29 protein-coding genes and 2 pseudogenes are annotated in these 25,895 nt (G+C 61.1%); 11 read left to right on the top strand and 20 right to left on the bottom strand.

All coding sequences use genetic code 11. The features are described 5' to 3' along the window. Positions 1-81 precede the first annotated feature (81 nt). Both AA309_RS36650 and AA309_RS20880 read right to left on the bottom strand, forming a co-directional pair. Positions 82-176 (bottom strand): annotated as a pseudogene (locus AA309_RS36650) (IS6 family transposase); the annotation flags it as partial. Between the two features lie 118 nt (positions 177-294). Continuing rightward, positions 295-621, bottom strand: coding sequence for a hypothetical protein (locus tag AA309_RS20880; protein ID WP_047190947.1), 327 nt, complete (start codon positions 619-621; stop codon positions 295-297). A gap of 715 nt (positions 622-1,336) precedes the next feature. Between AA309_RS20880 and AA309_RS36655 the strand changes: the two genes are divergently transcribed. The 3 genes from AA309_RS36655 to AA309_RS33345 all read left to right on the top strand — a co-directional run bounded on the left by AA309_RS36655 (position 1,337) and on the right by AA309_RS33345 (position 2,760). Next, the gene (locus tag AA309_RS36655) at positions 1,337-1,948 is read left to right on the top strand and encodes a hypothetical protein (protein WP_084731462.1); all 612 of its coding nucleotides are present in this window, start codon (positions 1,337-1,339) and stop codon (positions 1,946-1,948) included. Between the two features lie 64 nt (positions 1,949-2,012). Next, a complete protein-coding gene (locus AA309_RS20895; RefSeq protein WP_047190949.1) occupies positions 2,013-2,417 on the top strand; it encodes a PRC-barrel domain-containing protein in 405 nt (134 codons plus the stop codon). 91 nt (positions 2,418-2,508) lie between these two features. Beyond that, a complete protein-coding gene (locus AA309_RS33345; protein ID WP_047190950.1) occupies positions 2,509-2,760 on the top strand; it encodes a hypothetical protein in 252 nt (83 codons plus the stop codon). Here the strand turns inward: AA309_RS33345 and AA309_RS32310 are convergent. The 4 genes from AA309_RS32310 to AA309_RS36660 form a co-directional block, all read right to left on the bottom strand. After that, complete coding sequence (locus tag AA309_RS32310; protein WP_160310517.1) at positions 2,706-3,620, bottom strand: alpha/beta fold hydrolase; 915 nt, start codon at positions 3,618-3,620, stop codon at positions 2,706-2,708. The two genes, AA309_RS33345 and AA309_RS32310, sit on opposite strands and share 55 nt — an antisense overlap. 31 nt (positions 3,621-3,651) lie before the next feature. Continuing rightward, positions 3,652-4,857: an aminotransferase class I/II-fold pyridoxal phosphate-dependent enzyme gene (locus AA309_RS20910; protein ID WP_047190951.1), complete on the bottom strand. Its 1,206-nt coding sequence runs from the start codon at positions 4,855-4,857 to the stop codon at positions 3,652-3,654. A gap of 82 nt (positions 4,858-4,939) precedes the next feature. Continuing rightward, positions 4,940-5,593 carry a GNAT family N-acetyltransferase gene (locus AA309_RS20915; RefSeq protein ID WP_200902020.1) on the bottom strand — a complete coding sequence of 218 codons (654 nt, stop codon included), beginning with the start codon at positions 5,591-5,593 and terminating at the stop codon, positions 4,940-4,942. A gap of 117 nt (positions 5,594-5,710) precedes the next feature. Next, complete coding sequence (locus AA309_RS36660; protein ID WP_047190952.1) at positions 5,711-6,034, bottom strand: hypothetical protein; 324 nt, start codon at positions 6,032-6,034, stop codon at positions 5,711-5,713. A gap of 261 nt (positions 6,035-6,295) precedes the next feature. Here AA309_RS36660 and AA309_RS37270 point away from each other — a divergent pair, with 261 nt between their 5' ends. After that, on the top strand, positions 6,296-6,427 hold the full coding sequence (locus tag AA309_RS37270; RefSeq protein ID WP_280136916.1) for a hypothetical protein: 132 nt from the start codon (positions 6,296-6,298) through the stop codon (positions 6,425-6,427). Between the two features lie 447 nt (positions 6,428-6,874). Here AA309_RS37270 and AA309_RS20925 read toward each other — a convergent pair whose 3' ends face one another. From AA309_RS20925 to AA309_RS37810, 4 genes and pseudogenes are all read right to left on the bottom strand, one after another. After that, positions 6,875-8,029, bottom strand: coding sequence for a sensor histidine kinase (locus tag AA309_RS20925; RefSeq protein ID WP_047191008.1), 1,155 nt, complete (start codon positions 8,027-8,029; stop codon positions 6,875-6,877). A gap of 82 nt (positions 8,030-8,111) precedes the next feature. Then, on the bottom strand, positions 8,112-8,489 hold the full coding sequence (locus AA309_RS20930; RefSeq protein WP_047190953.1) for a response regulator: 378 nt from the start codon (positions 8,487-8,489) through the stop codon (positions 8,112-8,114). Between the two features lie 65 nt (positions 8,490-8,554). Next, a pseudogene (locus tag AA309_RS20935) lies at positions 8,555-8,809 on the bottom strand (cupin domain-containing protein); the annotation flags it as partial. A 238-nt stretch (positions 8,810-9,047) separates the two neighbouring features. Then, entirely contained in the window at positions 9,048-9,644 is a 597-nt protein-coding gene (locus tag AA309_RS37810; RefSeq protein ID WP_084731466.1) for a cupin domain-containing protein, read from the bottom strand. Positions 9,645-9,653: 9 nt separating this feature from the next. On the opposite strand from AA309_RS37810, the gene AA309_RS20945 reads away from it, so the two are divergent. Then, complete coding sequence (locus AA309_RS20945) at positions 9,654-10,019, top strand: GlsB/YeaQ/YmgE family stress response membrane protein (protein WP_150117671.1); 366 nt, start codon at positions 9,654-9,656, stop codon at positions 10,017-10,019. Positions 10,020-10,056: 37 nt separating this feature from the next. Beyond that, on the top strand, positions 10,057-10,383 hold the full coding sequence (locus tag AA309_RS20950; RefSeq protein ID WP_047190954.1) for a hypothetical protein: 327 nt from the start codon (positions 10,057-10,059) through the stop codon (positions 10,381-10,383). 93 nt (positions 10,384-10,476) lie between these two features. Here the strand turns inward: AA309_RS20950 and AA309_RS20955 are convergent, their stop codons facing one another. Continuing rightward, a complete protein-coding gene (locus AA309_RS20955) occupies positions 10,477-10,755 on the bottom strand; it encodes a hypothetical protein (protein WP_047190955.1) in 279 nt (92 codons plus the stop codon). A 633-nt stretch (positions 10,756-11,388) separates the two neighbouring features. On the opposite strand from AA309_RS20955, the gene phaC reads away from it, so the two are divergent. Continuing rightward, positions 11,389-13,209, top strand: a complete 1,821-nt coding sequence (gene phaC, locus AA309_RS20960; RefSeq protein WP_047190956.1) for a class I poly(R)-hydroxyalkanoic acid synthase — start codon at positions 11,389-11,391, stop codon at positions 13,207-13,209. 189 nt (positions 13,210-13,398) lie between these two features. Here phaC and AA309_RS32315 read toward each other — a convergent pair whose 3' ends face one another. Further along, positions 13,399-14,259 (bottom strand): class I SAM-dependent methyltransferase, encoded by an 861-nt coding sequence (locus tag AA309_RS32315; protein WP_052954899.1) that lies wholly within the window; start codon positions 14,257-14,259, stop codon positions 13,399-13,401. A gap of 755 nt (positions 14,260-15,014) precedes the next feature. On the opposite strand from AA309_RS32315, the gene AA309_RS20970 reads away from it, so the two are divergent. Beyond that, on the top strand, positions 15,015-15,845 hold the full coding sequence (locus AA309_RS20970) for an SAM-dependent methyltransferase (protein WP_047190957.1): 831 nt from the start codon (positions 15,015-15,017) through the stop codon (positions 15,843-15,845). Positions 15,846-15,869: 24 nt separating this feature from the next. Continuing rightward, the gene (locus AA309_RS20975) at positions 15,870-17,192 is read left to right on the top strand and encodes an adenylate/guanylate cyclase domain-containing protein (protein ID WP_047190958.1); all 1,323 of its coding nucleotides are present in this window, start codon (positions 15,870-15,872) and stop codon (positions 17,190-17,192) included. Between the two features lie 93 nt (positions 17,193-17,285). Here the strand turns inward: AA309_RS20975 and AA309_RS20980 are convergent, their stop codons facing one another. After that, positions 17,286-17,615 carry a hypothetical protein gene (locus AA309_RS20980; protein WP_150117672.1) on the bottom strand — a complete coding sequence of 110 codons (330 nt, stop codon included), beginning with the start codon at positions 17,613-17,615 and terminating at the stop codon, positions 17,286-17,288. Positions 17,616-17,797: 182 nt separating this feature from the next. Beyond that, the gene (locus AA309_RS35400) at positions 17,798-17,971 is read right to left on the bottom strand and encodes a hypothetical protein (RefSeq protein ID WP_160310518.1); all 174 of its coding nucleotides are present in this window, start codon (positions 17,969-17,971) and stop codon (positions 17,798-17,800) included. 202 nt (positions 17,972-18,173) lie between these two features. Here AA309_RS35400 and AA309_RS20985 point away from each other — a divergent pair, with 202 nt between their 5' ends. Further along, positions 18,174-18,446, top strand: a complete 273-nt coding sequence (locus AA309_RS20985; RefSeq protein ID WP_047190960.1) for a hypothetical protein — start codon at positions 18,174-18,176, stop codon at positions 18,444-18,446. A gap of 64 nt (positions 18,447-18,510) precedes the next feature. Here the strand turns inward: AA309_RS20985 and AA309_RS20990 are convergent, their stop codons facing one another. Beyond that, positions 18,511-19,173 carry a DUF6766 family protein gene (locus AA309_RS20990; protein WP_047190961.1) on the bottom strand — a complete coding sequence of 221 codons (663 nt, stop codon included), beginning with the start codon at positions 19,171-19,173 and terminating at the stop codon, positions 18,511-18,513. A 625-nt stretch (positions 19,174-19,798) separates the two neighbouring features. Continuing rightward, on the bottom strand, positions 19,799-20,767 hold the full coding sequence (locus tag AA309_RS20995) for a sensor histidine kinase (protein WP_160310519.1): 969 nt from the start codon (positions 20,765-20,767) through the stop codon (positions 19,799-19,801). Positions 20,768-21,209: 442 nt separating this feature from the next. On the opposite strand from AA309_RS20995, the gene AA309_RS21010 reads away from it, so the two are divergent. Then, entirely contained in the window at positions 21,210-21,593 is a 384-nt protein-coding gene (locus AA309_RS21010; protein ID WP_047190965.1) for a response regulator, read from the top strand. 172 nt (positions 21,594-21,765) lie between these two features. Here the strand turns inward: AA309_RS21010 and AA309_RS21015 are convergent, their stop codons facing one another. From AA309_RS21015 to AA309_RS21030, 4 genes are read right to left on the bottom strand one after another with little or no spacing between them, the layout of a single operon-like run. After that, on the bottom strand, positions 21,766-23,064 hold the full coding sequence (locus AA309_RS21015; protein ID WP_244470431.1) for an MGH1-like glycoside hydrolase domain-containing protein: 1,299 nt from the start codon (positions 23,062-23,064) through the stop codon (positions 21,766-21,768). A gap of 6 nt (positions 23,065-23,070) precedes the next feature. Continuing rightward, complete coding sequence (locus AA309_RS21020; protein WP_047190966.1) at positions 23,071-24,120, bottom strand: ABC transporter ATP-binding protein; 1,050 nt, start codon at positions 24,118-24,120, stop codon at positions 23,071-23,073. Between the two features lie 11 nt (positions 24,121-24,131). Then, entirely contained in the window at positions 24,132-24,992 is an 861-nt protein-coding gene (locus tag AA309_RS21025) for a carbohydrate ABC transporter permease (protein ID WP_047190967.1), read from the bottom strand. After that, positions 24,989-25,840, bottom strand: a complete 852-nt coding sequence (locus AA309_RS21030) for a carbohydrate ABC transporter permease (protein ID WP_047191013.1) — start codon at positions 25,838-25,840, stop codon at positions 24,989-24,991. Before AA309_RS21030 ends, AA309_RS21025 begins: the two co-directional genes overlap by 4 nt. Positions 25,841-25,895: the final 55 nt, after the last annotated feature.

The following is a 25,895-nucleotide window of genomic DNA, read 5'->3' on the forward strand; positions in this document are numbered from 1 at the left end:
AACGGCTCCGGCGTATGCACTAACAGCGATTTCTCAACAGCAACATAAGTACCAGAGATCTTATCGAGACGCTCCATGATCCTCATGGCTGACCAGGATACCCCGAGCCGCGAGCATGTCCTCGACCATGAGCAGGCTGAGCGGAACCGGAAGTACAGCCAGATGGCATAGCTGATCCCTTCGGCCGGGAAGCGATTGGCAGGGCATAACGAGGATGGCGTATCGGTCTGCCATCCCTGTGCCCGGTGCCAGTCGCCGCTAGGTTAAGCTGATAGTGCCCTTCACGCTGGCACGTCACGCCGCAGTTTCGCTCCTGCCCTCGGACTGGTCCTCATCATGCATGATCGGCGGACCAAGCTCGGAGAACCGAAAGAGCCGGAAGGCGCGGTCGCCATTGACATCGAGTACCCGCAAGTCGTCACTGTCTTGGGCATCGTTCATCACAACCTGGAAATGGCCACCATAGCGGGCCGCCACGGTCTCGAGCGGAAGCTCATAGGCAATGAACTTGCCGACCCCATGCGCCTTGAGGGTGCGCAGCAAGCCGGGATCAGACAAGGATGGATAGGAGGTCAGGATCACGATTGGTCCACTGCCGGCAAACACGAGAGCTGCTTTCATGGTTCTCCTCCCTGCTGAGGGGTGACGTCGGTGTGGTGCCCGCTCCGCAGCGCCGCACGGGCCTCCTCGATGAGGGCCAAATGCTGCGCCCGTGTCGTGAAGTGTGTCTGTCCGAAGGTTGCTTGTCCGCGCCGGGTGCGTCGAGGGGAGCGCCTGTCCCGAGGCGAACGGGGCTGTGACTGTGAGCGGTTCTGGTCACGGCGACGCCTCGCCTTTAGCCATGGCGCCAGTATACACCTACGGTGGCTCGCCAGCCAGTCGCTCGACCATCCGGAGTGCCCGCGCTCGATAAGAGACTCACTCACCACGGCACTGGGATTGATCTGAGTGGCTCATGGCTGCGGCGCCTCCGAGCTTGACCTTGCGCCGGGCCAGCGCCTGCGGCACCGCCGCCAGCAAGATCAGCGTCACAACCAGAATCCAGAAGACGGGGTCTGTCGCGCAGGTCTGTCGCAAGCTCGTTTTTTACCTGTCGGTACTAGCGGGCCTAGTCGACCAGCTGCTGTCGAATTAATGGCTTAGCGCCCCTATCGTGACGCAAGATCGCGCTGAAAAACCCCTATACTTCGAGTTTGCGACAGAACCTGATTGATGCCTTGGTTCTTAGCCGAGCTTTTCACATAGGCTAAGAATTCCGGAACGGGCTCACCGCCTTGGCGTTGGCCTTGGAGGCAAGTTGCCGACCAACCTGCACGGAGTATTCTGGAGGGCTCATATGGTGAACGCACCCGGTATCAGCAGCCAATCCGCTCCTGAGCGAAAGGAGCGTAAGTCTGAGGCGTGTCCTCCGGACAACAAGCTGCCTGAAAACTCCCAGGAGAACCTTGATGCGAGGCTTGATCATGCCATCGAGGAGACCTTCCCGACCAGCGATCCAGTCTCGGTGACGGTCACCAAGACGGCCGTCACTCCCGATCAGCAAGCGGGGGCGTCCACGGCTTCCAGCCGCCAGAGCCGAGACGGTCGGGATCAAGCCGAACAGGAAACCGCCGAAAAGCTTCTGGATCAGGTGAGGGAGGCCATGCAGGACGTGGCGCAGACGGCCTCCGGAACGGTACGTGAGGCCTACCACGAGGGCCAGCACTATTTACGGCAAGCTCGCGACCGCTATCCCAAGGCTGAGCGCTCCTACCAGGAGAGTCGTCGGCTGGTGCGCCAGCAGATAACAGCAAACCCTTGGCCCTGGCTCCTGATGGCTGGAGCAGTTGGTTACGCGCTGGCCTGGATGATCCATGGCGAGGCACGCGGTCGGGAGAGGCACGTGCCGGAATATGCCAGAACCAGACGCGGCTATACCTCTCACCGTGACGATCAACACGAGGAGTGATCGGCGCACCGGAGCAGGCGAAGGAAACGATCCTTGTTGAACTAACTGACAGAGGAGACGAGCAATGGCCCAGACAGATACGACAGCCCGCACCGATGCACCGGGCGTGATGACGGGCAAGCCCCTGATCGAAAGTGACCGCGTGGAAGGCACCGCTGTCTATGATCCGCAGGGCAACCACCTTGGCTCGATCAAGCGACTGATGATCGAGAAGATCAGCGGCAAGGTCGCCTATGCGGTAATGTCGTTTGGTGGATTCCTTGGGATGGGCGAGGATGAGCACACCATCCCCTGGAGCAAGCTGACCTACGACACCAGTCTGGGCGGCTACCGCACGGACATCACCGAAGAGCAGCTACGCGGGGCTCCGGCGTTCTACCGGGATCGTGACGACTATGACTGGTCAGACCGCGAGCGCGAGCGCGAACTGCACGATTACTGGCGAGCCCCTTACTACTGGCCCATCTGAGGTCGCAATCACGGTCGCCGGAAAAGTCAGCAGACACGAGCCAAAGGGCCGAACCGCCCTTTGGCTGGATGTAAGACGGGAATAGCACAGGATGCCCGACAATCCTGAAGCCTCACCTCTCGACAGCATCGCTGCACTGGCCCGCCAGATCGCTGACGAGTGCCCATCCTGTGCCAACCGCGCCTCTGAGATCATCATGTGGGCGAGCGAGATCAGAGAGCGGCGTCCAAGCAGGGAGGAACTGGCAGCCCTCGTCGATGCCACGTGCAAGGGCTATCTCCCGGATGATCAGCGCGAGTTGCTGATCAAGGGACTCAGGGCGTTCGTCCGCTTTGCGGAATAGCCCGTACCGGGTTTCGATCTGTCAGGTTGAAGAAAGTGATGCGTGGGTTGCACTCCCACATCCGTGTCGCGCAAGAATTTGGAGATCAAGCGGTTTGTGATATTCGGCTGGATCAACGGAAACATATGCCCGCCTTCGCTGAGTTCGCAGTATTGCCAGTGCGGAACCCGTTCCCGCAGCACCTCAACGATCTCGCGAATGGGCCGCTTCGTATCTCGGGTCCAGGCCACCAGGGTCCGGGCATGAAGGTTGCGCCACTCTTGCTGAGCCGTCCTCCCGAGTACGGCATCCCATTCATGGCAGTTGGGCCGCATGGATGAGGCAAAGGTCATCCGCCGCTCGGGCGGCATGGCAGCCCAAGTACCCTCTCCGTTCCAATAGTCCGCAAAACAGGCGGCTCCCCTCTCCCAGTCACCCGATCCGCCACACCGCTTAACGGTGTCACGCAGCCTGAGGACCTCGACGTAGGCCTCCGTCCGCCCCGCCTCATCGAGCAGACAGAAGGGAATGGGCTCCAGCAGGATCAGACGGGATACTCGGTTCGGACGGCGCAAGGCGACAGACATCGCCACCGCGCCACCGAAGGAGTGCCCGACCAAGGCGACATCGCCGGGAGCCTGATCAATGAACGGCTGAACCAACTCGCCCTGATCAACAAGGGTCTGCTCCCGGTCACCGGACCAGGGGCTCGTCTGCCCGTAGCCGAAGAGGTTGATTGCGATGACATGATACTGATCCTGGAGCGCCTCGATCGTCGCGCGCCATTGGCGATTACCCGCCACTGAACTGTGCAGGAGGATCACACAAGGACCGCTCCCTGTTTCGATATAGTCGATGGTCCAGGAACTAGTCTTTATCACGGGCACAGGACATCTCCATCGGGATGTCGTCTCACTCAGCAGCCTGCCGCTCAGTCTGAATTGCATGGGCAACCTCTGCAAAGGCAGGGAGGCTGCGCTCAATCATCGGCTCGGAGCCCGTGAGGCTGATGCGAAAGTGATCTGGAACGTCCATGACACGACCGGGCATGACGAACACATCACGATCCGCCAGAGCGTCCCAGTATTGCTCGCCGTCCCCACCAGGATACCTGCAGAACAGGTAGAAGGTGCCCTCAGGTCGGAGCACTTCGTAGCCTGCCTGCTCCAGAGCCTCAGTCATCCGGGCCCGCTTGGCCGAGAGCGTGTGCATGTCGATGCTGAGCCCCTCCAGATCAGGCAGAGCGTACTGCATCACCGCGTTGGGAAAGCACCACCCCAGCGCCATCTGAGTGGCAAACAAGCTGCTCTGGAGGGCCTGCTTATCTGCGCTTGGCATCAGTGGCGACAGGGCCAGGTAGCCCAGCCGCTGCCCCGGAGCCAGCAGCACCTTGCCATAGCTGTAGGAGATCAGCGTCCACGGGTAGACCGCCGCCGGGCTGACGAAGTCATGCCCGTCAAAGCGGATGCGACGGTAGGGCTCATCAGAGAGAAGGAAAATGCGCCGCCCGATACGCTCGGAGGCGCGGTCGAGCAGGTCTGCCAATGCGACAAGCTGATCGCGGCTGTAGATGCGGCCCGTAGGGTTATGCGGCGTGTTGATGATGACGAGACGCGTTCGCGATGAAATCGCCTCTTCAATGGCACAGAGGTCCAGATCATATCGCTCACCTTGGAGCCTGACCTTTCTGGGCACAGCATCCGCTGCGAGGAGCATGGGCTCGTAGCAGAACCACGCTGGAGTCGAGAAGATCGCCTCCTCCCCCACATCGAGCAGCAGGCGGAATGCCACCGCGATGGCCGCCATAGCCCCATTGGTCAGTGCAATATCAGCAGGCTCAAACGGCAGCGACAGCTCTTGCGTCAAGCGCTCGGCCAGGAATGTCTGGAGCTCAGGCTCGCTGGCCTTGTATGCGAACCAATCCTTGTTGTGCGGCACAACATGATACCGGATTGCCTCGACCAGTCCCGGCAGCGGCATCTCGTGCGGGTTGCCGAAGGTGAAGTCACAGATGTCAGGCGCACCCCGCCGCTCCGCATAGCGAGAGTCGAAATAGAACTGCCGGATTGGCTCGAAGCTGTCCACCGCAGCGCATACCCGATTGGAGACGACCTGCATTACATCTCTCCTGGCTCTGACCTGTATTGGCTTGGACTGCGAGATTTACATTGCATCAGGCACTATTGTTCGTGGTCGCTCTTCAATGAGGACGGCGGAGCATGGGTGTAACTGGCGGGGAGGTCCCCACCTGAATGCTCCCAAGTACTTCAAAACCATGCCGCTGATAGAGAGGAATGCTCTCCAGGCTAGACGCCTCAAGGAAGGCTGACACCCCTTCCTCGTCGCAACCTCTCAGGACGTGGTCCAACAGGGCTGAGCCGTAACCCTTGCGTTGATGGACCGGGTCAACCCCGATCAACGGCAAGTACCAGTGCGGCTCGTGAGGATGGTAGCTCCCCATCTGCTCGAAGATCGTGAACAGGTCTCTCCGACCCTGCTCGGGGAGGCTTCGTTGGAAGAGGATCATCAGAGCTTCCTCGTCAGGCTGTACGCCCGGCGGCAGCCACAGCGCAGCGGCTTGGACATCGCCTATGAAATAGGCTGTCCCGCACTCAAAGGCCCTGCCGCCTAAGGCCCTTGCAAAGTCAGGAAAGTACCTCAGGAAGGCTTCGGGCGCGGGATACATCCAGCGATTGGCGGGGTCCGCGCTGAACGCAAGAACAAGAGCCGAAATGACCCGAGACTGATCCTCAGTTCGCGCCGTTTGAACCTGACCATCCGGAAGAGTCCCCAGCAGGCGGGGGGCGGAAGATGAGAGCCTATTCTCAGAGATGCTCATCCGGGCCTCCATCATCAGTGCCTCCATCGGGGTCGAAGCCCATTCAAGGCCATTGTTGAAGTAGTATCACCCAGATGAGAGATGCGACGTGTGGAGGATCACCTCACCGTACTTTCGACCGGGGTTGCGCCATCACGCGCTCTGCCGTTCGCGCACCTCGTAATGGCGTGAGCGATGATCGAAGCGGGTCAGGAGAGAGCGAGCCGCCGCAGGCACATAGGCTGCCTCGTAGTCCTCACCCGCGAAGCTCTTCACTGCATCAAGCGTGGTGAACCACATGACGGTCATGAACTCGACCTCGTCAGCGGTCTCAGAGAGGCGTCGGAATAGCTCGATCCGCTCGAAACCGGCGATCTGCCTGGCCCGGATGCCGGGGAAGACCTCGGTCCGGAGCAGCGCTTCATAGGCATCTGCCTTCTGTGCTGTTGTCCAACCGTGCCAGACGCGGGCAATCATGATGAATAACTCCCCTCCTGTTGCCGAGCTTAGCCTTCGTACGTCGAGGTCAGGGACCTACAACCTCAGCATAATCTCGGTCCAGCCTGCCATGAAGCGGTAGCACGACGTCCCCCTTTCGACCGTAGCTCGTAAATTTAGCCCGTGGTTGCCTATAGACACCACGTCTGCCCCAGAGATGCCGCTCCGCAAAAGGTGTAGAATACTTTGGCAATGGTTGGCTGACCACATCATGCCACCTGAAGCACCGGAGGTTCGGTCATGGCACACCGCGAACAGCATGGTAACCGCGAAAGCAAAAAGCCCAAGAAGGAAAAGGGCAGCATGAAAACCCAGCCCAGCAAGTGGGCCGTCAGTGAGGTCGTTGAAGCAAAAGCCAGTTCCAAGCACTAGCGCATCGTGCTTCAAAAGTGGGCCGGGTTTTCCGCCCCAACGATGCGCTCCTCTAGAGAGCGAGCATCGGATTGATCCCAAAAGTGCAAGTCCACTTCTGGGTCCGATGCTCTAGGCGAAGGGTCTTCGCCAGGATTGGAGTGAATCGCTGTTACGGAGCTTCCCTGGCGATCTGGCAGGCTCGCCCGGTTGGCCGCGAGGTACGAAGTCGCTCTCACGCTATGCGATGTGATCGACAGGGTCGCTTTCGATTGTCCGAGAAAGTCTCCCCCGTGAAAGCGACCTCCCGACGAGCATGCCCCCGAATGCAAGGCACGGCTCACCGATCTCGAGGCATTCAGCCCTCCGCTCCCTGGACTTTCCGCCAATGATACGGAAGCTCAGTATGACGCAGGGCGGGAAGCGTTGAGGGGCTCTGGCCCGGTTTGATCATGGCAGCCGCGCCAGCTAATAAGGCGGGACTAACCGCCGTTCGATCAGAGGCGCATCCATACAGAAGCGCAGGCCCGCCCTGTCATAGAGGACCTCGACCTCGGCACTGCATTGCATCGGCAGAACCCGCTGGAGAAGCATCGAGCCAAAGCCCTGATGCTGCGGCTTGTTCACGGGAGGCCCGCCGTGCTCTTGCCATTCCAGATGGAGCTTTCTGGCTCCCTCGACCTCGTTCACACTCCACCGAATCTGGACGTAGCCTGTCGGAGCCGAGAGAGCCCCGTACCGGACGGCATTCGTGGTCAGTTCGTGGAGCGCCATGCCAACCGGCACCGCCAAATCTGCCGCTAACTCGACCGTTGGACCGATCAGCATGAAGCGAGGCTCTCGACTTTCCGCAAACGGCTTGAGTTCGTTGAGGGCGATCTCCCGCAGCGGTGCGGTCTGCCAGTAGTCCTCCGTCAACAGGTTGTGGGTCTTCGCCAAGGAGGCGATCCGGTTTGAAACCGAGCGGTAGAACGCCTCGAAGCTGTCGGTGGACCGGCCTGTGGAACCGACGAGCCCCTGGACCATCGCCAGCGTGTTCTTGACCCGGTGGTGAAGCTCGCGCACGAGCAAAGCCTGTCGCTGCTCGATCTGGCGAGCGGCCTCCAGCCGCTTATCGCGCTCGGCAATCTCCCGGCGCAGTTCCAGTTGCGACATCACCTGTCGCGCGAGCAGCGTGAGGGTGGAAGCCTGCTCCTCTGTGAGGTCACGGGGCACATGATCGAGCACACACAAAGCACCCAAGGGCACCCCATCGGGGGTTCGCAGCACCGCCCCGGCATAGAAGCGCAGGCGCGGCTCCCCGGCCACCAGCGGGTTACGGGCAAAGCGAGGGTCCTCGGCGAGGTCAGGAACCACGGTCAGTCTGGTCTGAAGCATCACGCTGAGGCAGATCGAGCGGTCGAGCGGCGTCTCGCGCACCCCGAGCCCTACCTCGGCCTTGAACCATTGCCTGCGCTCGTCGATGAGGCTGATGAGAGCTATCGGAGCCTGACAGGCACTGGCAGCAAGCTGCACCAGATCGTCGAACGCAGGCTCCGGGTGCGTGTCGAGAACCCGGTAGCTGCGCAGGGCTGCAAGCCGGTCATCCTCTGTCCAGGAAGGGAGCCTTTGATCGTTCAACACGAGCCCGTTACCGCAGGAACCGCCTGTATGAACGTGCTGGTTGTGCTCGGGTTCAACCTCAAGCGGCCTTATCCCAAGCAAATTAGGGGCAGCCGATGAGAAGCTGCCGGCAGGCTTCGACCAGCACCACAGACGGGACTGGCTTCTCTATCCAGGTGATGTGCTGAAACTCAGCCAGAAGCTGCCGATCCTCGTGGTGGCCTGAATAGATCAGGAACGGCACCTCACGGCGGCCAAGCTCCAGCGCAATCTCGCGGCAGGGACCGTCCTTCAGAGCCGCATCCAGAATGGCCGCGCCAGGCGTTTCGGTCCCGAGCCATTCCAGGGCAGCGGCGCAGGTGGTGAAAGGACCAGCCACATCATAGCCGGCATCCTGCAACTCGTCCTGGAGGTTGAGCGCGATCAGGGCTTCGTCCTCCAAAACGAGGACAAGCGGTCTGCTGGTGGCATGCGTGGTCATCCGGTAAGCCTTCGCCCATCGGGCTTGAATTTGCCCTGAACGGGCAAGCTTGGCGATAACCTGTGTTAAGGCAGCCACCCTGCCCCGGCACCGTTGCAGCAGGGTTGCCAGGATTGTTCCCGCCCATGCACCTGAGCAGGAGGAGCCGTCGCTTCGACGACGGTGAACGTCTCTAGAATACAGTAGGTGTGCTCCGCCCCTGTGGGCACTACCCAGGAGTCGCCCGCCTCCAGACGCACGATCTGCCCCTTGATCTCCACTTCGGCCGGCCCTGCAATCACATAGCCGGCCACCTCATACCCGTGCTTGCGCGTGGGCTTATCTTGGGTCGGCTGCTCATCTCGCTACAGCCGCATGGACATCCGCTTGCCTGATACGGGATGGACCTCTCCCTGGGCACCGGTCGGAGAGTAGGCGCTGCTTACTTTCGTGACGGTCGTATCGATCATTGAGAGCCTCCAGTCAGTGCAGCTGCCTGAGCGGGGTACACCGGCCACTTATCTGTTTGCTGTCCCGCTGGCGGAATTCCCGTGTCTCAATGAGTTCTGGCGTGAACTCCTACTGGCTTGGTCCTTTGGGTGGACCCTCGACCCAATTGACATCCCAAGGGCCATCTACGGTTATGAAGAGCAGGGTTCCCTCATCAGGTTTGGTCCATGCCTCATGGACCAGCTTGCTCGGGACAGAGTTGAACGACCCGGGCCCAAGCTCCTCCCGGTTTCCATCATGAGCCATGATGAAAGTTCCGGAGACGACGGTGTGGGTCTCATTGGCCGTATGCCAGTGCTTGGGCACATGGAAATTCTGGGGCACCCTGATCATGAGCTTCGTCGCACCGGTTTTTTGATCGATGTGCAGAATTGTAATCTCCGGAGAGCCAGCCCCAAGCTCCGGGACAATCCTGTCCCACTTCATGTCTTGAGGTTTCAGGTAAATCGCATGCTCAGGGGCAGAACTTTGTGTCTGCCCGGCTGTTTGGGCCGATGCTGAGCCAAAGGCAGTGACCATCAGCAACGCAGGGAGGAGAACTCGCATTGCAGCCTCCGTCACGGATTGGTGGGCGATTTCATCGAAGCATACGTCCACAGCAGGATTATGACCGGCCCTGAGGTTCTCCCAGCCCAGCTCCTGGATTGTTTCTCCCCGGCCAGCCATATGGAAGGCATGGCAAAAACATCGAAGCGGGGCCCTGGCAAAACGCGAGGCTCGCGCAAAGCACCTGGACCAACCGGCACTCGGCTGCCGATCCGCATCAGCGTGGATCGAGAGGCCCTGAACGCCCTGGACAAGCGGGCCATCGCCGCCCAGGTCGGGATTGGCGTCGTGGCAGGCTGGCTGGCAAGCTGGCTTGTTGGCGGCTCGGGTCTACTCCAGTACGTGGTCAGCGGGCTCGCCGGATCACTCGTTGGCGGCTTTCTCCTGGAGCGCCTTGGCATCGACCTGGGTGTTCGCAATCAGGCCGCGAATCGCATCATCACTGCCACCATAGGAGCGATAGCAGTCGTCCTGCTGGCTCGCCTCATAGGCTGATGGGTGCTAAATCCCTCACACCGTATTACACACTCTCATGACTGACCTCCACCAGCAGATTACTGATCTCGAAGCTGAGATCGATCACTTGTCTGATGCCGCAGAGCAGTGCCGAAAGAGCATGGTCGTGGCGAAGGTGGTGATTGCAGCAGGTGTCGCGGTGTCCGGAGCATCTCTCTTTGGACTGATCCGGTCCGATCCTCTGGTGCTCATCATTGGAATTGCTGCCACGATTGCCGGAATAGGCTTCTTCGGTTCGAGCCGGGGCTCCTTGGAACAAATCGCCGCAAAATTAAGAGCGGGTGAGATGCGTCGAGCTGAATTGATCGACGGAATTGACCTCAAGGCTGTGCAGGGTCGCTGAAGTTTCACCTCAAGCAGGTGAACCGTTGCTTCGGCGTCCACTGTGCTGCGTGCTCTTGCTGTGATCGTCGCTCTTCAGGCAACCCGTCGTGTTTCACGCGGCGTGGCGGATCGCAGCATTCGGATGTTCGTGCAGGAAGTGCCGCAGCGTCGAGACAAGCTGCCGAGCACGAGGAACATCGTGCCGTCGAACGGCCGTGCGAATCTCATCCGTCAGCATGTCCCGGATCCTCCCGCACCCGTGCTGGCTCTGGAGCAGGCAATTGCCAAGCACGGCGGCCATGGCCTGGGAGACATGCTCGTGCTCGGCCACAACTTGGACTTCCTCAGGTGTGAGATCGCAGAAGCCGATCAGGTCTTCAAGGGAGATCATAGGCCCCCCGCCACCAATGAAGCGCCTCGCAGTTGTACCCGATCAGGTGTGGCCCTCAATCCGAGACTTGCGGCACAGCTGCTTGTTTTGCGGGCTGACTGCTCATTCTGCAAGCATCTGTGCGGCGCCCCATCAGCGCGCAACGGCTTGGACCGACGCCGCGGCTGTCATGGGTTGTGCCCCTGTGGGTCAGCCTACGGCTTGGGGCTCATCGCGGGAGTAAGGGAGGGCCGCTTGCGGCGGATGGCTCTTCAACAATCGCCTCGTCACCCAGGACGGTCTCCCCTCCCAAGTGGCACGTCCAGGTACGGCGAGTACAAGGCTGCTCAGAAATGAGGTTCGTTGCCCTCCACCTGAACGTGCACCGTATCTGGATCCTCGCCAGAGCGCGGAAAGTCAGCATCCGGGAGAGGTCAAGCCAGATGGTCAAGCCTCATAGTTCTGTAGTGGTACTCCAGAAGTGCAGGCCCTGCTCGCATGGCCGGCCCAAGCGATTGAGCATTAGGTCAGGATGAAATCGCTCCGATACAGTCCATTTAATCAAGGTTAATATCTTACAGCAGGACTGATGGTATCATTGTTAGGATATTGTCCTGCAGTAGGCAGTGTGACAGCCAGTTACTTGAGGCCAGAATGGGCCAGGAACAATTTGAGGCGGCACGGAACCTTGGCTTCGAAATCAGGAACCCGCAGCGTTTTGCCGAGAACATGGCACGGCTGGGCGAGGAAGCGGGCAAGGCGGCTGCAATCTTTCTGCAGCCCCATGCAGTCAACCCGGCGCATTTCGCCCTCTATGATGATCTCGCTCCGGCCCTCAGAACACTGGCTCAACTCCAGCGAGCCTGGATGCAGCAGCCCTACAAAGTCTTGGACGCCCAGGTTGCGCTCTGGAGCAACTGTTTTGACTTGTGGCATTCCTCGATGCGCCGGCTCATGGGACTGGAGACCGGGGAATCAAGGCCACTTGCCGTCTCGCTTCCGGAAGATCCCCGGTTTCAGCATCCCGCCTGGTCAGAGAACCCCTACTTTGACTTGCTGAAGCAATCTTACCTGATCACCTCGCATTGGGCCGAATCCCTGGTCAATACGGTTGACGATCTCGATCCACACACCCGGAACAAAGCCAAGTTCTATATGACGCAGCTCGTCAATGCAGTCGCCCCATCGAATTGGGTGTTCACGAACCCGGAGCTGCTCCACGAGACCTTCGCGTCCGATGGAGAGAACTTGGTGCGAGGCATGCAGCTCCTCGCCGAAGACATCGAGCGCGGGAGCGGTCGCCTCAAAATCCGGCACACCGATGCGACCAAGTTCGAGGTCGGCAAGAACTTGGCGATCACCCCTGGCAAGGTCATCTACCAGAATGCTGTGATGGAACTCATCCAGTACGAGGCCGCAACGGAGCGAGTCCTGAAGCGTCCGCTCCTGATCGTGCCGCCCTGGATCAACAAGTACTACATCCTCGATCTCAGCCCTGAGAAGTCGTTTGTCAAATGGGCGGTGGACCAGGGCCAGACGGTTTTCATGATCTCCTGGGTGAATCCCGGCAAGGAACTCGCCAACAAGTCCTTTGAGGACTACATGCACGAGGGCATTCTGGAGGCGCTGGGCACGGTCCGGCAAGCTACCGGCGAGCGGGCGATCCATGCACTCGGCTACTGCGTCGGCGGAACCCTGCTTGCAGCCACGTTGGCCTATTTGGCAGCGAAACGGGACAACCAAGTCAAGAGTGCCACCTTCCTTACCACCCAGGTGGACTTCAGCCATGCCGGTGATTTGAAAGTCTTCATGGATGAAGATCAGGTTGTCGCCATCGAGAGGGACATGGCCCGGCACGGATACTTCGACGGTCACAAGATGGCGGCCGCCTTCAATCTGCTGCGCTCGAACGACCTGATCTGGCCGTACGTCGTCGACGTTTACATGAAAGGCAAGACTCCGCTGCCTTTGGATCTGCTGTACTGGAACTCGGATTCGACGCGTATCCCTGCAGCCAACCACCGCTTCTATCTGCGACACTGCTACATCAACAATGATCTCTCGCAGAGGCGCATCCAGATGGGAGGCGTCACCCTTGATCTCTCGAAGGTGACGATACCGATCTACCACTTGGCGGCTCGGGAGGACCATATCGCACCAGCGCGGTCGGTTTTCTTGGGTGCGCAGTTCCTTGGTGGTCCTGTCCGGTTCGTCGTTGCCGGCTCGGGTCATATCGCCGGGGTTGTGAACCCGCCGGCACGCAACCGGTATCAACACTGGACTGGTGAACCACCTGCGGGAGAACTCGAGACTTGGCTCGAAGCCGCGCAGGAGCATCCGGGCTCCTGGTGGCCCGACTGGCAGTCCTGGAGCGAGGCGCAGGACAGGAGGCTCGTCCCGGCCCGGGGAATCGGCGGGGGCAAGCTCACCCCCCTCGAGGATGCTCCGGGCAGTTATGTCCGGGTGAAGAGCTGAGCACAGGGGAACAGGCCATCGCAGCTGATGCTATCGGCTTCCTAGCGCATCGTGCGAAACCGAAGATCTGCGCAAACGCTGCGCTCCTCCAAAGAAGGAGCATCGGACGAGAAAAGTGCAAATCCACTTTTCTCGTCCGATGCTAGTCCGAACTGCCGTTGGCTCGTCCCGATTGCCACTGAGCTTTCTTCAAGGACTCGGCCCGCATGCTCCCAAGGCATCGTTCGAGAGCCGCAAATGTGCGATGCCATAGGGCCGAACGCCGGTGAACAAGCGAAACCACGACCAGAGAATATCGTAGGGCCAACCCAGCCGCTCCATTACCGGGTAGGTGTCAATCACGCGCCAGCGCGGCTCGCCGAGCGAAAGCTCCTCTGAGCCCGCCAGACCCCATTTGAACTCGGCGCCGAGCCGACACAGGGATGCGTTCAGCCAAGCCTGCCCTACCATCTGGGCACAATAATAGTCGTAGGCAAACTCGGCCGGGCCACCCCTTTGCACCTCTGCGAGATCTCGCGCCAACTGGAGAACCTGAGCGCGCTCGAGATACATCAGGAGACCCTCGGCCACGACAAAGGTCGGGCCTTGCAGAGATCCAAGTCTGGAGGTCCAGCCTACTTCGGTGACCGAGGCGATCACGAGGTGCCTGCGCGGATGGGGCGGGAAGAGAGTGCGTCGCAGCTCCGCGACCTCGGGGAGATCGACATCCACCCAGCGGAGCCGACCGTTATCAAGCCGCTCGAACTGGGTCGACAGGCCAGACCCGAGGCTAAGCACTTGAGCGTCGGGGTGATGCTTGAGAAAGTCGCGCAAGAGTTGATCCAAGACCAGACTGCGCTCGACTAAGCCGCGCAGCATCTCTCGATCAGCTTCGAACGGAGTGAGATCGCAAGCGAGGCGCGCGGCGATTGCTTCGGCAGCCGGATCAGCAAAGCCTCGGCTGGGAAAGAGTCGGCGGGCGAGCGCGCGTGCAGCAAAGGGAATGAGCAAGGTCTGCTCGACGCAGCCCAGACCCGCAACAGGGCATCCGGCGTTCAGGCGGACAGTCAACGCTGCGCTCGCTCTCGCAATAACAGTGAGGCCCAGGTCTGAGAAAACCTCGCTGTCTCGGCGAATCCCTGTCTGGTATTCGCGCAATCCTGGAAACTTAGATACTGCACTGGCATTGCTTCGGCCCTTGCCGAGCGAGGCAGGCACGCGTGTCGTCCTCGCCGCCTGAACGTGAGGTCCCGGGACCATCGGCGATGAGGTCCACCGGATTGAGAGTGCGGCCCACCCGGTTCCGAGACGCCCATCAGAGCAGTCCGCCCCGGATCTCCGCGACATCGCCCGGCGAATGATGCCGACAACGCGATTGTCCCTCTTGAAAGAACGGCAAGCGCCCGACCCGGATATATTTCCGCCAGCTCGGAGACACGGGCGCCTGCTCGTGAGCCATGGTACGCTGATTACCTTGCCCCTACAATCCGCCGGTGACCGCGTACGTAGCCGGGTCCTCCATAGCTACCATAGGCCAGGAGAGGAAGTCCTCCGGGACCAGGGACTTCGATATTCCAGTTGACGTACATGCCTTCTCCTTCGTGAGCGCCGCAAAGACTCGTCGGCTCCTGGATTGGAGCAAGCAGAAGTAAGCGGACAAGGGCCGTTCGCCATCGCTTCCCTGAACTCGGCAGGCGATCCGGGCAATTCTCAGTGAGAATGGCTGAACCGACCCTGGATTTGAGGTATCGTCATGCCACTGGCGCAGCCGGACCGACAGCTCGAAGGTGCTGCCTGGCAGGTAATCTCCGATTGTGGAGGTGGCAATGACGACAGTCGAGCGCGAGGTCGCACAGCACTACTGCCACGGATCACTGGCAGCAGCGATCCTGACCGGCCTCGAAGCCATGGGCCGAGACCGCTCCAACATCACACCGGAGGACCTTGCCGGGATAGACGAGTTCCACATCGGTGGCCATGAGGCCACGGCTGATATCGCGGAGCGGCTTGATCTCGCGGCAGGCGGAACTGTCCTCGACATCGGCTCCGGGATCGGCGGAGCCGCACGGTTCTTTGCCCGACGATACGGTTGCCGTGCCGTTGGCATCGACCTCACACCGGAATCCGTCGAGGTCGCCACGTCGTTGACGCAGCTTGTGGGCCTGTCCAATCAGGTGGAGTTCCGCATAGCCAGTGCCCTTGACCTGCCCTTCGCCGACGAGAGCTTCGACCGGGCAACCCTGCTGCACGTAGGCATGAACATTCCCGACAAGCAGCGCCTCTGTGCGGGCGTCCACCGGGTCCTCAAGCCGGAAGGAATGTTCGCAATCTATGATGTGATGCAGATTGGAGATGGGGAGATCACCTTTCCCGTCCCTTGGGCCGCGCACAAGGCGACCTCGTTTCTTGAGAAGCCGGAAACCTACCAGAGAGCGTTGCTGGAGGCTGGGTTCAAGATCGTTTTCGAGCGCACGCGGCGAGACTTCGCTATCGAGTTCTTCAAGCGGATGCGGGCCCGGATTGCCGAAAGCGGCCCGCCTCCGCTGGGGCTCCATGTCCTCATGGGGCAGGACGCTCCTGCGAAAATGGCGAACATGCTTGCTAACCTGGAACAGGGACTGATTGCGCCGGTCGAGATGATCTGCCGCCGTCCCTGAACCGCTCTATGCAAGGGGCAAGTCATGATAGTTGAAACGCGCTACGCCAGAAGCGGCGATCTTCGCATCGCTTATCAGGTAATCGGCAAGGGTCCGCTCGATCTGGTCTTCGTCCCAGGCTTTATCTCCAATCTTGATCATTACTGGGACGAACCAACCCTGGCGCACTTCCTCTCCCGCCTGAGTTCGTTCAGCCGCCTGATCCTGTTCGACAAGCGTGAAACCGGCCTCTCCGACCGCTTCGGAAACCTGCCGACCCTCGAGGAGCGTATGGACGATGTGCGCGCCGTCATGGATGCGGTGGGGAGCACGCGGGCTGCCCTCTTTGGCATCTCGGAGGGAGGCGCAATGAGCACGCTCTTTGCCGCAACCTACCCTGAGCGCACGCAAGCGCTGGTGCTCTATGGAGCTTACGGCCACTTCCCGTCCTGGGTGCTGCCGCCCGAGAAGTTCACAGCCTTTCTTGAAATGATCGAGCGGGACTGGGGAACCGGCGCAAGCCTGAAAGCCTTTGCGCCCAGCAAGCTGTCTGACGAGCGCTTCAAGCGCTGGTGGGCACGTTTCGAGCGGCTCGGGGCCAGCCCGTCCGCCGTGCTTGCGCTCATGCGAATGAACAACGAGATCGACGTTCGTCACATCCTTCCGGCGATCCGCGTACCGACCCTTGTCCTGCATCGCACCAGTGATCCGAGGGTCAGCGTGGACGCAGGCCGTTACCTCGGGACTGTCATTCCCGGCGCAAAGTACGTTGAGCTCCCCGGCTCCGATCACGTGGCTTGGGTGGGCGACGTTGATCGTCTGGCCGACGAGATCGAAGAATTCCTGACAGGTGCACGAGCCACTCTCGAACCTGACCGGGTTCTTGCGACCGTCCTGTTCACCGATATCGTGGACTCCACGAAGAGAGCCGTGGAGCTTGGTGACCGGCGCTGGCAGGGGTTGCTGGAGCAGCACGATCAGCTTGTTCGGGAGGAGCTTGCTCGCTATCGGGGGTGTGAGGTCAAGACCCTCGGCGACGGCTTTCTCGCAACATTCGACGGTCCCGCCCGAGCGGTAAGATGCGCCACGGCGATTGCCGAAGCCGTGAGGACGCTGGGCCTGGAGGTCCGCTGCGGCGTCCATACGGGCGAGATCGAGATAAAGGGCGAGGACATCGGCGGCATTGCGGTTCACATCGCAGCCCGTATCGCTGCGCTGGCAGAGGCTGGGCAGGTGCTGGTCTCGCGAACGGTGCGCGATCTGGTGGCAGGGTCCAATCTGCGCCTGGAGGATCGAGGCGCTTATACTCTCAAGGGCCTGAGCGAGAGCATGCCTCTGTTCGCGGTCGTAACCAGCCAGAGGACCTGAGCCGGTCCACCGGCAAAAAAGGCGCGGGAGAGTGGGTTCCCTGAGAAGAAGCGACCATAATCGGATTGATGGCGAGTAGAATCCGAAGGCCCTCTAACCTCTGCCCTGATGGTGTTCGGCATCGGAGGGCTGGTCGGCAAGCCTCTTGATCTCGAAGACCGCAGCAGCGAGGAAGGCAGAAAACACGGAGAACATCGTCAGGGTTGCGAGCATCCCTTCCTGCACTCCGGGATTCATCCCGACCAACGGGATCATCAACAGGATCGGAATGCCAATGGTGATTGCGGCAAGAAGGTAAATCGGATTGGACGGCTCGTCGGAAGTGCGAGCCTGGCGCACCGGGATGTCCTGTACCGAAGCCTTGAACTTGGCTGAGGCATCCAGCAGGCGCGGAGACCTCACTCCTACGGCTTGTTGCTTCATGGTGGCAATCCCTTGGATCTGCGACCACAGAATTGTGTCGGGCAAGCCCAAGCTTCGCAAGCGGATCAACCCAACCACAGGTGAAGCAAAAGGGGTATTTTCTTCTCAGTCTTCTGCGCCTTTGGCCGGCATCGTCACGTCAACGGGCATTCGGCCGAATTCCGGAGGCGAAGAGATTGGTTTCAGGCGACACGCACCACAGAGATAATGTCCGCCCATGCCTCGAAGGCTGCCCTGCGGGCTTGGCGACAGGGAGTGGCGGTCATGCGCTGACGCCGCGGGTGAGACAGGTTGCTGATCGTGTCATGGATCGAGAGAAAGCGCTGCGCCTGTCGCGCTGACTTGAAGCGCTTCATCTGGCGTTCGCGTCGGCGGGCAAGGCTGGGTGCTATGGGACGACCGTGTCATCGCCGGAGACACGGCCAAAGTCGTGATCGCTGAACAGCATAGGATCGGCGTCTGGTTCGAATCCACGTCTCTTAACCCAGACATAACTTCCATCGGCTTCTCTATTGGCCGGACCTATCGCCTGAATAACTGCAGAGAGGCTTGCAACCGATGAAGCTGTACCGCCTCAACGTCACAGCCGACGGAGAGCCAACCGCGATCTTCGCCTTGGCCAAGGATGTCGACAGCCTTCTCCATACCCTTGAGTATGAGGACCAGGGCGATGCGGATGAGGAGAGCCTTTTGCCTTACTTCGATGGGGACAAGAAGCCTCGGATGATCAGAAGCCTCGATGAGGTTCCGGAGGACTTCCTGGATTTCATCTGCCTGGGCGACAATCCAGACGGATATACAGTGGCCGAGTTCCTCGAACAGGAGACTTGAAGGTCGCAGAGCTCTGTGATTGGGGCCAGATGCTGTCCCTCATGAGACTTTGGACCGACGGCCATCAGTGCCCGGTCGTAGCGTGCGGAGCCGCCACTGGCTTCGACTCGGGTGAGCCGCGCTCGCGCAGATAGATGCCGAGCACCAGAAGCACTCCGATCGACAGGAATTCGCTCTGCCAGTTCTGGAAGCTCTCGTACCAGAACTCCGGATCACCCAACATCTTGACCATGGTTTGGGTGGGCTGTTGGTGCTGGAGTGCCTCCTCGTTCGCCCGCCGTGTGCTACCCGCCAAGTGCAACCAGAAGGACAGAAGAAACAGCGCCACCAAGGCGATGCTGAGCGAATGGGAGTAGAGCTTCAAGACCAGCCCGCCGCGGTGAACGGGCCAGGGTGCGTCTGGATCGTGACGGTGCTTTTCCGGCGCTTCTTCTTCGGGGTTGTCCTCGTCGGGCTTCTTGGACTCGGACGAGCCCTTCTGGAACAGGAAGATAGTCAACACAACGTAGGCCGCCATCTGGAGGAACTCGCTTTCCCAGTTTTCGAACACCGCCGAGATAAAGTGGCCGGTCGTCAGGTACGCGAGAAAGCCGATCTCCGGCAGATCATGCAGGCGAAGCTCCTCGACATTCGCCCTCCAGCCTACGACTGCTTGGCCAATAAGAGAGATCAGGAACAGCAGAAACAATGTCACTGACAACCCGTTGTCCCGCAGGAACTGCCGCATCGACCTGACCTCACAACCAAACTGCTACGGTTCGGTAACGCCGGATGGACTTTCTTGGTTTCGGTCGAAACCAGATGCCGCGCATCACTGTGGCAGAGACAGCCTGGGCGAACTTGGTTGGCCTCCATCGACGACGGGCGTGCATCAGCGTTTTAGTTGCCGGCCGGCCCTCGTAGGGATCTAATCATGTCCCAAACCACCCGTCGTCATGCACTTTTTCTCGGCGGCGCACTCATGGGCCATCGGGTGAACAGCCGATGGACCAACGTGCTCGGCTGGATCACGGTGACCGCGATCCTTTCTGCAGGCATTCGGCTGGTGGCTACCTGGTTCATCGAGGTTAGCTGGCTGGTTCTGTCAGCCCACGTCACCTGCGCAGGGGGTAGATACCTACCTCCTGCCGATCAACTTAAGGTCTGCTCCGGGTCAAAGGCGGAAATCCCTCTGGCCATTCGAACGTCCGCCTCCCGCTTACAAGCTGACCAAAATGCAAGGTCTGGAACGTGCCGGGAGGCGACCTTCGTGCCGACTGCTGGGATCGCAGCCGTGCCAGGCATAGGACGCACACGCAAAGTCCAAGCATTTGGCATGAAGCGCACCAGCCGCACCAATCCGCCGGTTCCTGCTACTGCAACACCCTTTTGGCCGGGAGCTCGATGGTGCATTGGAGCCCGCCCGGCTTGAAGGTCAGCATCGTTGTTCCCCTGAGCTGGTACGGCAAGGTCTGCGTCAGAAGCTCGGTCCCAAAGCCGCTGCGCCGGGGTGAGAGCGAGAGCTCCGGCACCCCCGCCTCCGTCCATTCGATCCTCAGCCTTCGGTCGCCGTCCTGGTCCTCCAGGCGCCAGGTTACCGTCACGTCCCCGTTGGGGCTCGCCAGCGCCCCATACTTGACCGCATTGGTCGCCAGCTCATGGATCGCCAAGCCCAAGGTCTCGGCCGCCTTGGGCTGGAGACGAAGGTCCGGGCCCGACAGGCTGAACTGCTCGCCCTCTTGGGCCGCAAAGGAGAGCAACTCCTCCGCGACCAGGGACGCCAGAGCGATCCCGGCGGTGGGATCCCGCGTCACCGCCGCCTGCACCCGGGCAAGGGCACCAAGCCGGCCGTCGAAATGCATCGCGTAGTCCTCGATCGTCTCGCTTGTCTCCGCCGTCTGGTGCGCGATGGAGCGGATGACCGCGAGGGTGTTCCGGACGCGATGCTGCAACTCGGCCAGCAGCACCTTCTGGTGCTCCTCGGCCTTCTTGCGCTGGGTCATGTCGACCAGCATGTTGACGGCTCCGATCACCGCCCCGGAAGCGTCATGCAGCGGAGTCGGAGAGGCCAGAAAAGGAACCCGTGTGCCATCGGGACGCTCGGCGATGGCCTCCCCGTCATGGATGGCCCGGTCCTCCTTCAGCGCGACGGCCATGGGGCACTCATCGTGCGGCATTGGCCGCCCATCCGGCCAGAACAGGCGCCAGGAGCCGCACCATTCACTCTTTCCGAGCTCTGGGCGGCACCCCCACAGGTCAACGGCGGCCTGGTTGTAGAAGGTGATCCGCCCCGCGGCATCGGTGGTGTACACAGCGGCCGGCAAAACTTCAAGGATGGGCAAAAGCGGGTGTCCGCCCGCGATCCTTTCCAGCTCGCGGATCCTTGGAAAGCGCCGAGAACCGTCATCGGTAACGGTTAAATGTGGTCTGTCACTCGACATTGAAGCAAGGGTCCAACTTGGCCTGCGGATGGTCCGACGTGACGTCCCGGAACCGGACGCGGGCAATCCCGGCAAGGATATCAAAACTCACAACAGCAAGGAGGGCGAAATCTACTCCCGATTGCACGCCGACATTATCAACCGAAGACAGCTTTTCCTTGGAAGCCAAACGTTTGCGTAAGCCTCTAATCTCATGGTCGGCGGTGCGGTCAGGAGGTAGACCGTCCAGCCTTCCCCGTCGAATCCAACAGCACGGCCGCAGAACCTGTGCTACTGTGGGCGCGACCGCTGCTAGCTTACTCCTGCCGGAAGCCCCTGACGAGGCATAGATTAGGGGAGAGGGATGACCGCTCCACCCCGTGGCGCTCTGGCGAACCGCCGGGTGCTGATTGCCGAGGATGAGTATTTCATCGCCCGCGACATCGCCCGGGCGCTGCACGCGCTCGGAGCGGAGGTGGTCGGGCCGGTGGCGTCCCGGGATGAGGTGCAGGCGATCCTGGCCACGGGCGAGCGCCTCGATGCCGCCATTCTCGACATCAACCTGAACGGCGAGATGGTCTTCCCGGTGATGGAGGCTCTCGCAGCCCGTGGCATCCCGGTTGTGTTCGCCACCGGCTATGACGAGACCGCCGTGCCGGATCGGTACCAGGACATCCCACGATGGCAGAAGCCGTTCGACCCTCAGGCCCTGGTTCAGGTCCTGCCGGACCTCGTGCGAGACCCATAGGCCCGAGGCAACATGGCCCCTTGAAGGTCGCCTCCGGGTCAGAGACTGAATTTCCAAGCGCTCCATGAAGGTCCGTTTATTGCGCAGAAAGCGGACTAAGGCATTCCTTCCGAGAAGTGCCAGGAGCTGACCTTCGTTCACGAAATCGATCCTTCGAGACACTACAAAGATCTCAGCCGTCTGTGACACGACGGCTGAGGACAAGGTAAGCCGCAGCTGTCCAGGAGAATGTGTTACCTCCCAATCCTTCACCCGTGGTCGGATCGAAATATTCGCAGAACCCGGCCTGCTCGATAGCCCATACGGTCCCCCGTTCAAGGCTACCGGCGAGTTCGTTCATGGCATTGGCACGAAGGCCATCGGCCATGAGCCAGTTGATCACCGCCCAAACCGGACCGCGCCAATAGCGCTTCGGCTCAAAAGCCGGGGAGAAGGGCGCCGTGGACGGCAGGCTTACCACCATGCCGTCACACCATCGCGCGATCTCCGCCGCCACAGCGGCTCTTTGCTGACCATCAAGGGTGACCGCCACAAGGGGGATGAAGCCTGCTTGCGTGGGCGCTTCAATATCCTCGCCCGAGACAAGGTCGAGCGACACGAAGCGCCGGAGAGAATCCCGCCAGCGGCGCCCCAGCCCTTCCGTGAGGAGGCGATGCATCTCCGATAATTCGGCGACTTCATCCTGCGCCCCAAGCACAGCCGCGAGCCGGATGAGATCCGCCGTCGCCCGCGCCAGGATTCCCGTCATCTGCACGTCGGCAACCTTGAAGGGAGCCGAGGCCCATTGCTTCTCCGGGTTCCAGCCGCAATCGCGGTATGTGTCGACCAGATGAATGAAGCGCTGGTAGTCCACGTCTCGCGGCCGCATGGCCGCATCGACATGGCCTGTATCCTTGCGTCGGATCTGCGTCGTCGTGGTTGTGGGCACGCGAGCGAGCGCCTCGTCCCAGGCCGGAGAATTGTCGCTGCCGCTCTCCCATGGGTGAAGAATGGCGACGAGGCCCCTCCTCTCGGGATCGCGCGCCTTCATCCACCAGCGATGGGAACGCAGGGCCGCCGCGAACAAGGGACGTGTTCTCTCAAGTGCATCCTGCCGCCCTGCAGCGACGGCAGCATCGTGAATAAAACGGAGCGCCATGCCGAAGACCGGCGGCTGGGTAATGCCGGAGGTCGGAATCCTGTGGCGGGTGCCCCATACATCAGCACCTGGAAAATAGGTGTCGCTCGGCGCATGGAAGACGATGTGAGGAATCATTCCGTCTTCCCACTGACCTTCGATGAGCCGTTCCAACTCGCGATAGGCGCGGTCGATGTCGAAGGTGGCGAAGCCCATGGCCACGAAAGCCGAGTCCCAGTTCCACTGGAAGGGATAGAGCCTGTCGGTGGGCACCGTGTAGCCACCCCGGTCGTTGCGGGCCAGGATCGCGCGCGCGTCGTCATGCCGGTCGAGCTTGATATCGTCACTCATCATGCGTCCTCAGGTTCGGGCAATAGCGCGCCCGGTAGCGGCATCGATCCATGTCAGGCGTGAAGGATCCACGGTCAAGCCGACGCGCTCGCCGGCCTGAACTCTGGCGGTTGGTGGCGTCACGATGCGGGCGAGCTGACCCTCGATCGCTCCCGTCAGCAGAAGGTGCGAGCCCATGGGTTCCACAACCCGAACATCGAACGGAATGCCGGATCCATCTGCCGACAGGGCGGCATCTTCGCCCCGGAGCCCCAGATCGATCTCCGCGTCGCGGACGGGAGCAGGCAGGCTGGCGGAGCCAACGCGGATCTGCCCGCCGGAGGCTTTCACCTTGATGAAGTTCATCGGCGGGTTGCCGATGAAGCCGCCGACGAAACGTGTAGCGGGCGTGGCATAGACCTCGAGAGGTGTGCCGATCTGGTCGATTCGCCCGCCATACATGACGGCGATGCGATCAGCCAAGCCCATCGCTTCGGTCTGATCGTGCGTGACATAGATCGTGGTGGTGCCGGCCTCCCGCAGAACCGCCTTCAGCTCGGTGCGCATTTCGAGCCGAAGCAACGCATCGAGGTTCGACAAGGGCTCATCCATCAGAAGCACGGCGGGCTGCACGGCCAAGGCGCGGGCCACTGCCACGCGCTGACGCTGACCGCCTGACAGTTTGGCCGGATAACGATCAAGATACTGATCGATGTGCAGAAGCGCCGCTGCACGGTCCACCTGCCGCTTCACCTCCACCTGCCCGACCTTCTGCATCCGCAAGCCGAAGGCGATGTTCTCGAAGACGGTCATGTGTGGAAAGACGGCATAGTTCTGGAACACCATGGCGAGCCCGCGCTCACGCGGCGCAAGCCCGCTCACATCGCGCCCGCCGATCACGACGCGCCCGGAGCTCTGCGTTTCGAGCCCGGCGATGATGCGCAAAAGCGTGGTCTTGCCACAGCCAGAGGGTCCCAGCAGAGCGACGAATTCGCCGTCGCCGACGGAGAGGGAAACCTCCTTGAGCGCCTGGAAATCTCCGAAGCTTTTGGCAACCCGATCGATGACAATATCGGCCATCGTGATCTCCGCTATTTGCTCGCGATGCCCCAGACCGCGAACAGGTACCGCCTGACCGCGAAGATGAAGAGCACGGATGGAATGATGAGGATGAAGCCGCCTGCGAAGCGGTAATGCAGCGGGCTCTCGGAGAGAACCTTCAGGAGGTAGGCCGTCAGCGTCCGCTCGCGCACGGTGAGGATCGACGCGGCGAAGACCTCATTCCACGAAATCACGAAGGCGAAGATCGCGGTCGCCGCAAGTCCCGGCAGAGCGAGCGGCAGCACGACCTTCATGAAGGCCTGGAGCCGGGTACAGCCGAACACCCAGGCGGCCTCCTCATATTCGCGCGGAATGCCCATGAACAAGCTCTGCGTGACGAGAACCGCGAAGGGCAGAGCCAGCACCGTGTGGATCAGCGAAACGCCGAAAGGAGTGTCGTACAGGCCGAACCGGATGAACGACACGGTCAGCGGCAGCGCCAGGATCGCGAGCGGAAAGGCCCGCGTGAGCAGCACCATCAGGCGAAACGCCGTCTGTCCGCGAAAGGCATAGCGCGCAAGAGCGTACCCAGCGGGCGCGCCGAGAAGAACGGAGAACAGCACGGTGAGTCCTGCAGCGATCAGTGAATTGATGAGCGCGCTGAACACGCCCTCAATCCCGAGAAACTGCATCATGGGCGCAACCGATACGTCAGTGGGCCAGATGGACTTGGGCCACCGAAAGACGCCGAGCCGTCCGCCGAACGCGCCGAGCGCCACGAAATAGATCGGCAGCAGGACCCAGATGAGCAGAACCACGATCCCCGTCCAGAGCAGGAATCGGCGCGCACTTGGCACCGCGATGCCGCTCGTGGGGGCAGGACGGGGCGTGGTTATGCCAGTGGCCGTCATGGCTGCTGCTCCGGACGTACGCGCAGGATACTCAGGTAAAGCGCGGTGGCGGCGAGCGAGATCGCCATGATGAGAACGGCGTAAGCCGCTGCGACACCGTAGTTCTGGTTGATGTTCTGCCAAGTGTAGGCTTCCCCGGCGAGTACGGGGAAGTTGGTTCCGCCGAGGGCATACACGACGGCAAAGACTTCAAAGGCAAGCACCGTGCGCAGGATCAGAGCCGACTGCAGGCTCGGCTTCAACAGCGGAAGCGTGATTTTCCTGAAGCGGGTCCAGGGCCTCGCGCCGAAGATTTCGGCAGCTTCGGCGAATTCCTTCGGGATGAGCTGGATGCCCGCCACCACAATGACGAGCACGATGGCTGTGGCTCGCCATAGTTCGGCCAGCACGATGCCGATGAACAGCGCGACCGGCGTTTCCTGAGTGAGCCAGCCGGTGGGCCCAGGAATGAGGCCGAGCCCATAGAGTGCGGAATTGAGGTAGCCTGTGTTCTGCAGGATGGCGAGCCAGGCGAGGCCCGCCGCGAGATCCGAGATGCCGAGCGGGATGGTGAGCACCCAGAGCACGAGATCGCGTCCGCGCTCGATCTTTGTCAGCATCACGGCCATGAGGAGTGCGAGCGCCACCTGCAGCGGCACGACAATGGCGGTGAGCAGGAAGGTGTTGCGGATCGCGAGCGAGAAGTTGAGGTCACCCGCCATGCGGGCGTAGTTGGCGAGCCCTACGCCCTCCTCCGACGAGAAGGAGAGCCAGATCGTCTGCACCAGCGGCACGATGAAGAAGGCGGCAAGGAACAACACCGCCGGAGCGATGAGTGCATATGGGATCCAGGAGGCGCGCGAGGTCATGACGGTTCCCATCGGGCAGGATGGATCCCGGCGGGTGGCCCCCGCCGGGCTTGAG

The sequence above is a fragment of the Microvirga vignae genome, assembly GCF_001017175.1.
GTDB classification, from domain to species: domain Bacteria; phylum Pseudomonadota; class Alphaproteobacteria; order Rhizobiales; family Beijerinckiaceae; genus Microvirga; species Microvirga vignae.

What these genes read in the sequence shown, in the direction of transcription:
- AA309_RS20880 (WP_047190947.1), bottom strand. Translation starts at nt 621, where the DNA reads ATGAAAGCAGCTCTCGTGTTTGCCGGCAGTGGACCAATCGTGATCCTG.
- AA309_RS36655 (WP_084731462.1), top strand. Translation starts at nt 1,337, where the DNA reads ATGGTGAACGCACCCGGTATCAGCAGCCAATCCGCTCCTGAGCGAAAG.
- AA309_RS20895 (WP_047190949.1), top strand. Translation starts at nt 2,013, where the DNA reads ATGGCCCAGACAGATACGACAGCCCGCACCGATGCACCGGGCGTGATG.
- AA309_RS33345 (WP_047190950.1), top strand. Translation starts at nt 2,509, where the DNA reads ATGCCCGACAATCCTGAAGCCTCACCTCTCGACAGCATCGCTGCACTG.
- AA309_RS20910 (WP_047190951.1), bottom strand. Translation starts at nt 4,857, where the DNA reads ATGCAGGTCGTCTCCAATCGGGTATGCGCTGCGGTGGACAGCTTCGAG.
- AA309_RS20915 (WP_200902020.1), bottom strand. Translation starts at nt 5,593, where the DNA reads ATGATGGAGGCCCGGATGAGCATCTCTGAGAATAGGCTCTCATCTTCC.
- AA309_RS36660 (WP_047190952.1), bottom strand. Translation starts at nt 6,034, where the DNA reads ATGATTGCCCGCGTCTGGCACGGTTGGACAACAGCACAGAAGGCAGAT.
- AA309_RS37270 (WP_280136916.1), top strand. Translation starts at nt 6,296, where the DNA reads ATGGCACACCGCGAACAGCATGGTAACCGCGAAAGCAAAAAGCCCAAG.
- AA309_RS20930 (WP_047190953.1), bottom strand. Translation starts at nt 8,489, where the DNA reads ATGACCACGCATGCCACCAGCAGACCGCTTGTCCTCGTTTTGGAGGAC.
- AA309_RS37810 (WP_084731466.1), bottom strand. Translation starts at nt 9,644, where the DNA reads ATGGCTGGCCGGGGAGAAACAATCCAGGAGCTGGGCTGGGAGAACCTC.
- AA309_RS20945 (WP_150117671.1), top strand. Translation starts at nt 9,654, where the DNA reads ATGGCAAAAACATCGAAGCGGGGCCCTGGCAAAACGCGAGGCTCGCGC.
- AA309_RS20950 (WP_047190954.1), top strand. Translation starts at nt 10,057, where the DNA reads ATGACTGACCTCCACCAGCAGATTACTGATCTCGAAGCTGAGATCGAT.
- AA309_RS20955 (WP_047190955.1), bottom strand. Translation starts at nt 10,755, where the DNA reads ATGATCTCCCTTGAAGACCTGATCGGCTTCTGCGATCTCACACCTGAG.
- phaC (WP_047190956.1), top strand. Translation starts at nt 11,389, where the DNA reads ATGGGCCAGGAACAATTTGAGGCGGCACGGAACCTTGGCTTCGAAATC.
- AA309_RS20970 (WP_047190957.1), top strand. Translation starts at nt 15,015, where the DNA reads ATGACGACAGTCGAGCGCGAGGTCGCACAGCACTACTGCCACGGATCA.
- AA309_RS20975 (WP_047190958.1), top strand. Translation starts at nt 15,870, where the DNA reads ATGATAGTTGAAACGCGCTACGCCAGAAGCGGCGATCTTCGCATCGCT.
- AA309_RS20980 (WP_150117672.1), bottom strand. Translation starts at nt 17,615, where the DNA reads ATGAAGCAACAAGCCGTAGGAGTGAGGTCTCCGCGCCTGCTGGATGCC.
- AA309_RS35400 (WP_160310518.1), bottom strand. Translation starts at nt 17,971, where the DNA reads ATGAAGCGCTTCAAGTCAGCGCGACAGGCGCAGCGCTTTCTCTCGATC.
- AA309_RS20985 (WP_047190960.1), top strand. Translation starts at nt 18,174, where the DNA reads ATGAAGCTGTACCGCCTCAACGTCACAGCCGACGGAGAGCCAACCGCG.
- AA309_RS20990 (WP_047190961.1), bottom strand. Translation starts at nt 19,173, where the DNA reads ATGCGGCAGTTCCTGCGGGACAACGGGTTGTCAGTGACATTGTTTCTG.
- AA309_RS21010 (WP_047190965.1), top strand. Translation starts at nt 21,210, where the DNA reads ATGACCGCTCCACCCCGTGGCGCTCTGGCGAACCGCCGGGTGCTGATT.
- AA309_RS21015 (WP_244470431.1), bottom strand. Translation starts at nt 23,064, where the DNA reads ATGATGAGTGACGATATCAAGCTCGACCGGCATGACGACGCGCGCGCG.
- AA309_RS21020 (WP_047190966.1), bottom strand. Translation starts at nt 24,120, where the DNA reads ATGGCCGATATTGTCATCGATCGGGTTGCCAAAAGCTTCGGAGATTTC.
- AA309_RS21025 (WP_047190967.1), bottom strand. Translation starts at nt 24,992, where the DNA reads ATGACGGCCACTGGCATAACCACGCCCCGTCCTGCCCCCACGAGCGGC.
- AA309_RS21030 (WP_047191013.1), bottom strand. Translation starts at nt 25,840, where the DNA reads ATGACCTCGCGCGCCTCCTGGATCCCATATGCACTCATCGCTCCGGCG.